1 protein-coding gene is annotated in these 446 nt (G+C 43.5%); it reads right to left on the bottom strand.

Annotated elements, in window-relative coordinates; translation table 11 throughout:
* A partial coding sequence (locus tag AN392_RS18145) for a GTP-binding protein (RefSeq protein WP_235575608.1) occupies positions 1-446 on the bottom strand: 446 nt, incomplete at both ends.

Below are 446 nucleotides of genomic sequence, written 5' to 3'. Positions count from 1 at the left end.
TCAACACCAGTACAAGTAGACTTAGTAGTCTCTTTGATACCAACGATTTCAACTTCGTCATTCACGTTGATGATACCAGCTTCAACACGGCCAGTTACAACAGTACCACGACCTTGGATTGAGAAAACGTCTTCGATAGGCATGATGAATGGCTTATCGATGTCACGCTCTGGCTCTGGAATGTAAGAATCTAGTGCTTCTGCAAGCTCTACGATTTTAGCTTCCCATTGCTCTTCGCCTTCAAGTGCTTTAAGTGCAGAACCTTGAATTAGTGGTAAGTCATCACCTGGGAAGTCGTATTCAGAAAGAAGTTCACGAACTTCCATTTCTACTAGCTCAAGTAGCTCTTCATCATCAACCATGTCACATTTGTTCATGAACACAACGATGTAAGGAACGCCAACTTGGCGAGAAAGTAGGATGTGCTCACGAGTTTGTGGCATAGG

The sequence above is a fragment of the Pseudoalteromonas sp. P1-16-1b genome (genome assembly GCF_001401785.1).
In the GTDB taxonomy this organism is placed as follows: domain Bacteria; phylum Pseudomonadota; class Gammaproteobacteria; order Enterobacterales; family Alteromonadaceae; genus Pseudoalteromonas; species Pseudoalteromonas undina.
Note: the sequence above shows the minus strand (reverse complement) of the source record. Positions and strands in the feature narration are given on the sequence as shown.